General features: G+C 62.4%; 5 protein-coding genes. 1 reads left to right on the top strand and 4 read right to left on the bottom strand.

All coding sequences use genetic code 11. The features are described 5' to 3' along the window. Positions 1-69: 69 nt before the first annotated feature. The 4 genes from AC07XM_RS27540 to AC07XM_RS27525 form a co-directional block, all read right to left on the bottom strand. On the bottom strand, positions 70-1,404 hold the full coding sequence (locus tag AC07XM_RS27540) for an MFS transporter (protein ID WP_102690032.1): 1,335 nt from the start codon (positions 1,402-1,404) through the stop codon (positions 70-72). Positions 1,405-1,584: 180 nt separating this feature from the next. Then, complete coding sequence (gene creA, locus AC07XM_RS27535; protein ID WP_016487542.1) at positions 1,585-2,796, bottom strand: creatinase; 1,212 nt, start codon at positions 2,794-2,796, stop codon at positions 1,585-1,587. Between the two features lie 154 nt (positions 2,797-2,950). Next, complete coding sequence (gene katG / locus AC07XM_RS27530) at positions 2,951-5,206, bottom strand: catalase/peroxidase HPI (RefSeq protein ID WP_102690031.1); 2,256 nt, start codon at positions 5,204-5,206, stop codon at positions 2,951-2,953. 245 nt (positions 5,207-5,451) lie between these two features. Beyond that, on the bottom strand, positions 5,452-6,330 hold the full coding sequence (locus AC07XM_RS27525; RefSeq protein WP_016487544.1) for a DMT family transporter: 879 nt from the start codon (positions 6,328-6,330) through the stop codon (positions 5,452-5,454). Positions 6,331-6,577: 247 nt separating this feature from the next. Here AC07XM_RS27525 and AC07XM_RS27520 point away from each other — a divergent pair, with 247 nt between their 5' ends. Beyond that, a complete protein-coding gene (locus tag AC07XM_RS27520) occupies positions 6,578-7,402 on the top strand; it encodes an aldo/keto reductase (RefSeq protein WP_102690030.1) in 825 nt (274 codons plus the stop codon). Positions 7,403-7,564: the final 162 nt, after the last annotated feature.

Raw genomic sequence — 7,564 nt, 5'->3', positions numbered from 1 at the left:
CCACAGTATTCGAATCTGTGGGGTCCCTGTGGGAGCGGGCGCGCCCGCGAAGAGGCCGGTACAGGGTAGTTAATCCTCCAGGGCGGAATGTGCGGTCTCCCGACACATAAGCATGGCAACCAGCGCCACCAGTGCTGCCGCCAGCAAATACCCCGCCGGCGCCAGCTTGCTGCCAGTCACCTGGATCAGCCAAGTGGCAATGAACGGCGCAGTCCCGCCAAACAGCGCGTTGGCCACATTGAAGCTCAGGGCAAACCCGCTGAAACGCACCCGGGTGGGGAAAATCTCGGCCAGCAGGCACGGCAACGTCCCGTCATTCATCGCCAGAATCGCCCCGAAGCAAATCTGGATCGCCAGGATGACCAGCAGCGGTTGACCGTCAAGCAGGCGGAACAACGGTACGGTCAGCCCCAGGAACAACAGCGAAGCCACCACCAGCATGGTCTTGCGGCCAAACCGGTCAGACAGCCGCCCCATCAGGAAGATCAAGCCGATGTAAGTGGCCAGCGACACGGTTGAAGCAATGAATGAATCCCGCTCGCTCATGCCCATTTCACTGGACAGATAAGTCGGCATGTAGCTGAGCAGCAAATAGAACGCCACCGCGTTCAGGCAGGTGACACCAATGCCGATGGCCAGGCTGCGGCGGTGCTGGCCCAGCAGCTCGCGCAGCGGCATCGGCGTCATGCCGGCCTTGTTTTCCAGGCGCTGTTCCATCTCCAGGAACTTGGGTGTGTCCTGCAGGCTCATGCGGATATAGCGCCCTACAAGGCCGAACGGTGCCGCCAGCAGGAACGGCAGGCGCCAGCCCCATTCGTGCAGGGCCTGGTTGCTGAGCAGTTCGTGCAGCACCGCCACGAACGCCGCACCAAACAGCAACCCCGCCGCCGTACTGGCCGGCACGATGCTGGTGTACAGGCCACGCCGGCCGGGCGGCGCGTATTCAGCCAGAAACGCCGCAGCACCAGCGTACTCACCGGAGGCGGAAAAGCCCTGCACCAGGCGGATAAGTAGCAACAAGCCCGGCGCCCACAAGCCGATCTGCGCATAACCTGGCAACAGGCCAATGCAGAAGGTGGATACCGACATGATCAGGATCGACCACGACAGTGCGTTGCGCCGACCATGGCGGTCGCCAAAGTGCCCCCAGACGATGCCGCCCAGCGGACGTACCAGGAACGACAGGGCAAACACAGCGAAGGTTGCCAGCAGGCCAGTGGTCTTGTCGGTTTGCGGGAAGAAGGTGGCGGCGATGATGGTGGCCAGGTAGCCGTAGGCGGCGTAGTCGAACCACTCGACGAAGTTGCCCATGAAACTGGCCCGGGCGGCCTTGCGCAGGGCCTGGCGTTCGGCGTTGTATGTGGGGCCGGCGACGGCGGATGGGTCAAGTGTGGTGCTGGACATGACGGGTACCCTCTGGTTCTTTTAATTGGAGGCAGGGTCTGGTGGTCATACAGTGATATTTTTGTTGTCCGGGCTGGCCTCATCGCCGGCAAGCCCGCTCCCACAGGGACTGCACAGGTATTGCGTGCTATGCAGTAGCTATGGGAGCTGGCTTGCCGGCGATGAGGCCAGCTTCGGTGTTTATTTGCGAATGATGTTGTGCTCCGGCCCATACGGGAATTTGGTGATGTTCTCGGCGCCTTTGTCGTTGACGATCAGGATGTCATGCTCGCGATACCCACCCGCCCCCGGTCGCCCTTCGGGCAGCATGATCATCGGTTCGATCGACACCACCATGCCAGGCTCCAGCACTGTGTCGATGTCTTCGCGCAGCTCCAGCCCCGCTTCGCGCCCGTAGTAGTGGCTCAGGGTGCCGAACGAATGGCCATAACCGAAGGTGCGGTACTGCAGCAGGTCATGGCGCAGGAAGATTTCGTTCAGTTCACGGGCGATGTCGCTGCAGCGCATGCCCGGGCGTACCAGTTTCAACCCCGCCTCGTGCACTTCCACGTTGGCCTGCCACAGGCGCAGGTATTCATCCGGGCAGTGGTCGAGGAACAGTGTGCGCTCCAGCGCGGTGTAGTAGCCGGCGATCATCGGGAAGCAGTTGAGGCTCAGGATTTCACCTTTGCCGACGCGGCGGCTGGTCACTGGGTTGTGTGCGCCATCGGTGTTGAGCCCGGACTGGAACCAGGTCCAGGTGTCCATCAGCTCCGCATCGGGGAAGCGCTTGGCGATTTCGCGGACCATTGCCTGGGTGGCATGCAGCGCCACCTCGTACTCAGGCACCTGGTCGCGCAGCGCCTCTACAATTGCCGCGCCGCCAATGTCCGCGACCTGTGCACCATGGCGGATCAGCGCCTGTTCCTCGGCCGATTTGATCATGCGCATACGCATGCAAGGCGCGCCAATGTCCAGCAGCTCGGCTTTGGGGTAGCAGGCGGCCAGCTTGGCATGGTTTTGCAGGTTGAGGTGGTCGTATTCGACGCCAATACGCGAGGCCAGCGGCAGCGCCTGCTGGATGGCAACGAAGTAGTTGTCGCGTTGCCAGTCGGTGTAGACGATGTTGTCAGTGCCGACGGTACGCCGCCATGGCTGGCCGCCATCAATGTTGGCGCTGATAGAGACAACCTTGTCCTGGGTGATTACCAGCGCATAGGGACGGCCAAACGAGCAGTAGAGGAAATCACTGTAGTAATTGACGTTATGGTACGAGGTGAAGATCGCCGCCTCAATGTCCTGGTCTGCCATGTAGGCCCGCAGCCGCGCATGGCGAGCCGCATACTCCTGCGCCGAAAAGGTCGGCTGCACCTTGTCACCATTGCGGATTTTGAGGGTCTTTGGCATTTGCATGGTCGGGGTTCCTTGTCGTTGTAAGCACGCTGTTCAGGCTGGCTGCCTGAGAAGCATTGCAACAGAACCGACGAGGACGCTTTTGTACCTATCCGACCTGGAATTGGCGGGATCACCAGGGCCAAGGGGGCGCTTTGCGCCCCCCATAACACCTTTACTTCAGGTCAAAACGGTCCAGCTCCATGACCTTCTGCCAGGCGGCCACAAAGTCCCGAACGAACTTGTCACCCCCGTCACTGCTGCCATACACCTCGCTCAGCGCCCGCAGCTGGGCATGCGAACCAAACACCAGGTCAACCCGGCTAGCGTTCCATTTAACCTGCCCGGTCTTGCGGTCGCGGCCTTCGAAGGTTTCGTCGTCCGGCGACGTCGACTTCCATTCCACGCCCATGTCCAGCAGGTTGCGGAAGAAGTCGTTGCTCAAGGTGCCGGGCTTGTCGGTGAACACGCCCTGCTGGCTGCCGCCATGGTTGGCACCCAGCACCCGCAGGCCGCCGATCAGCACGGTCAGTTCCGGCGCAGTCAGGGTCAGCAACTGGGCCTTGTCCAGCAACAGCTTTTCGGCCTTGACGCTGTAGCGAGCCTTGGCGAAATTGCGGAAGCCATCGGCCAACGGCTCCAGCACGGCGAACGACTCGACGTCGGTCTGCGCCTGGGACGCATCGACGCGGCCCGGGCGGAACCCGACGCTGCCACTGTAGCCAGCATCCCGGGCAGCTTTTTCAACGGCTGCAGTACCGGCCAGTACGATCAGGTCGGCCAGGGAGACCTTTTTGCCGCCGCTATTGAACTCGCCCTGTATCTTCTCCAGCGCCGCCAGCACCTTGTCTACACCCTGGTTGGCAGCCCAGTCTTTCTGCGGCGCCAGGCGCAAACGTGCGCCATTGGCCCCCCCGCGCTTGTCGGAGCCACGGAAGGTCGACGCGGATGCCCACGCGGTGGAGACCAGCTCACCCACAGTCAAGCCCGAAGCCAGAATCCTGGTTTTGAGGTCTGCGATGTCTTGCTCGCTGATCGTGGCTGGATCGGCCTTGGGCAACGGGTCTTGCCACAGCAACTCTTCATTGGGCATTTCCGGGCCCAGGTAGCGCGCCAGTGGGCCCATGTCGCGGTGGATGAGCTTGTACCAGGCGCGGGCGAAGGCATCCGCCAGCTGGTCAGGGTTGTCCTTGAAGCGGCGAGCGATCGGCTCGTAGATGGGGTCGAAGCGCAGCGCCAGGTCAGAGGTCAACATGGACGGTGCATGTTTTTTACCTGGATCGTGGGCATCTGGCACTGTGCCTGCGCCTTTGCCTTCTTTCGGCTGCCACTGATGCGCGCCGGCCGGGCTTTTGGTCAGCTCCCACTCAAAGTTGAAGAGGTTGTTCAGGTACTCGTTGCTCCACTTGGTCGGGGTGGAGGTCCAGGTCACTTCCAGGCCGCTGGTGATGGTATCCCCACCTTTGCCCGAACCAAACTTGTTGGGCCAACCCAGGCCCTGCAACTCCAGGCCTGCCGCTTCGGGTTCGGGGCCGACGTTGTCGGCGGGGCCGGCACCGTGGGTCTTGCCGAAGGCGTGGCCACCGGCGATCAACGCCACGGTTTCTTCATCGTTCATGGCCATGCGGCCAAAGGTTTCACGGATGTCCCGGCCAGAGGCCACCGGGTCTGGGTTGCCTTCCGGGCCTTCCGGGTTCACGTAGATCAGGCCCATCTGTACGGCGGCCAGCGGGTTTTCCAGGTTACGCTCAGCCGACAGGTCGCGGTTCTGCTCTTCACCATGCTTGGCCGGCTCGGCCACCAGGTCACCCTGCCCGGGTGGCTGCGCCTTGACCTGTTCCTTGCCGTAGCGGGTATCGCCACCGAGCCAGACCTTTTCCGCCCCCCAGTACACATCTTCGTCCGGCTCCCATACATCAGCGCGCCCGCCCGAGAAGCCGAAAGTCTTGAAGCCCATGGATTCGAGAGCAACGTTGCCGGTGAGCACGATCAGGTCGGCCCAGGAAATCTTGTTGCCGTACTTCTGCTTGATCGGCCACAGCAGCCGCCGGGCCTTGTCCAGGCTGACGTTGTCCGGCCAGCTGTTGAGCGGGGCGAAACGTTGCTGCCCCGAGCCCGCGCCGCCGCGGCCATCGCCAATGCGGTAGGTGCCGGCGCTGTGCCAGGCCATGCGGATGAACAGCGGGCCATAGTGGCCGAAGTCGGCAGGCCACCAGTCCTGCGAGTCGGTCATCAGGGCAGTCAGGTCGTTCTTCAGGGCCTGGAAGTCGAGGCTTTTGAACGCCTTGGCATAGTCGAAGTCCGGATCGGGGCTGGACTTCGACGAATGCTGGTGAAGAATTCGAAGGTTGAGCTGGTCAGGCCACCAGTCACGGTTGGTGGTGCCGCCACCTGCGGTTTGATGGAACGGGCATTTCGATTCGTTCGACATCTGCGGGTACCTTTGGGTCGGTTATCCAGATTTCCGGTCTATGCCAGGTGTTCTTTCAGCCGAGCGTGGGGGGTCGTGCTACCCCTCATCAGGTCTACACGGGGCCACGGGAAAGACTAGACGAGCTTGGGCAGAGTTCTAATAGAGTGGCTGTTAGAGGGTGATAGGCTGGCTCTGTCAGGTTTGCTTGTACCGGCCTCTTCGTAGGTAAACCCGCGCATCAATCCGAACAGGCGGTACAGGTTTTACTTGCGCCGCTGCATCCACGCCGCCCCCAGCCCACTGAGGCAGATCACCGAAATCCCCACCAGGCTCAAGGTATCCGGCACCTGGCTATAGAATACAAGCCCAAGCAAACCGGCAAACACGATCTGGCAGTAGCTGAACGGCGCCAGCAACGCCGGTGCCGCATGGCGGAAGGCCTGGGTCAGCAGCAGGTGCGCAGTCATGCCAAAGCCGCCCAGTGCCAGCATCAGCAGGGCATGGTCCCACCGCGGCACCTCCCAGAAGAACGGCACCAGTGCACTCATTGCCAGGGTATTGCACAGCCCTGCATAGAAGTTGCTGGTAGTCGGGCTGTCATGTGCAGCCAGAATGCGCGTCAGCAGCTGATAGAAGCAGAAGCCCAACGCCGAACCGAACGGGTACAGAATGGCCGGGGTAAACATCGCTCCACCCGGGTGCACCACCACCAGCACGCCGATGAAACCCAGCACTACCGCCACCCACTGCCCCACCGTCACCCGCTCTTTGAGCAGCGGCGCCGACAACGCGGTGACCAGCACCGGGGCAAGGAAGTTGACCGCCGTCGCCTCAGCCAGCGGCAGGTACTGAAGGCCGCTGGTGAACAGCAAGCTGGTGCTCAGCAGGCTCAAGGCCCGCAAGGTCTGCAATACCGGCCGGCGGGTGCGCAATACGTTGAGGCCAGACTTGGGCAGAAAAATGCCGGCCATCAGCAGCGTATGCACCACATAACGTGCCCACACCACCATCACGATCGGGTAAAGGCCGCCGAGGAATTTGGACAGGGCATCGTGGCTGGCGAACAGGAACGTCGCTCCCACCACCAGTGCGATACCCCGCAAGGGTTGGTTGACGCCGGACAGCGGTGTGCTGGAACTCATGGCTCTCTCGATGACGGCGCGGCGGCATGCCACGCCCAGGGAAGGCCGCGCAGGCGTGGCCCGGCGGATGCAACAGCTCGAATTCTAGAAGAGATGCCGCAGGATAAGGAAGTTCAATTGCCGCTTGCCCACGCTGACGGCAAATACTGTTCGCTGATCGACCAGTTTGTGCCTCGAACGCATGGCCCGCGCTTCGCTGATCGCCGACCATCGAATGCGAACCCTGCACACCCTACAAGGAATTTACATGCAAAGGCTCACCACCCGAAACGGTCTGGACCTGCCTGCAATCGGCCTGGGCACCTGGCCGATGACCGGCACCGAATGCACCCAGGCCGTGCACCAGGCGCTGGACCTGGGTTACCGGCACATCGACACTGCCACAGCCTACGAAAACGAAGCGGCCGTTGGCCAGGCCCTGCGCGACAGCGACGTACCACGCGAACAGATCCACCTCACCACCAAGGTGTGGTGGGACCGCCTGGAGCCCAAGGCCATGCGCCAGTCGCTGGAAGACAGCCTGCGCGCATTGGGCACCGAGCAGGTCGACCTGTTCCATATCCACTGGCCCGGCAAGGATTGGGACCTGGCGCGCAGTATCGACACCCTGGTTGCGCTGCGTGACGAGGGCAAGGCACGGCATATTGGCGTGGCCAACTTCCCGCTGGGCCTGCTGCGCCAGGTGGTGGAAACCCTGGGCGCGCCGTTGTCGGCGATTCAGGTGGAATACCACGTGCTGCTCGGCCAGCAACCGCTGCTCGACTACGCCCGCCGCCATGACCTGTTGCTCACCGCCTACACCCCGCTGGCCCGGGGCCAGGCGGCGGCGCAGCCAGTGATCCAGGCGATTGCCCGCAAGCATGGCGTGCTGCCCAGCCAGGTGGCACTGAAGTGGTTGCTGGACCAGGACGGTGTGGCGGCGATCCCCAAAGCCAGCAGCCGCGAGAACCAGTTGGCCAACCTGGCTGCATTGAACGTGCAACTGGACGACGAAGACCGCACGGCGATTGCCCAATTGCCGAAAGACCAACGCGTGGTAAGCCCGCCGTTTGCGCCAGACTGGAATGGCTGAAATTCGTAAGCACGACACGGACCTTGTGGGCGCGGGCGTGCCCGCGAAGAAGCCAACTCGGTGGCTGGCACCGGCTGCGCCGGTGTTCGCGGGCATGGCCGCTCCCACAAGGATTGCACAAGCTCTTGAAATTTGAGCAAGCCAATTACCCCCACAATCGGC

It is taken from the genome of Pseudomonas sp. GW460-LB5 (assembly GCF_059423245.1).
This window is presented reverse-complemented; position numbering and strand designations above follow the sequence as displayed.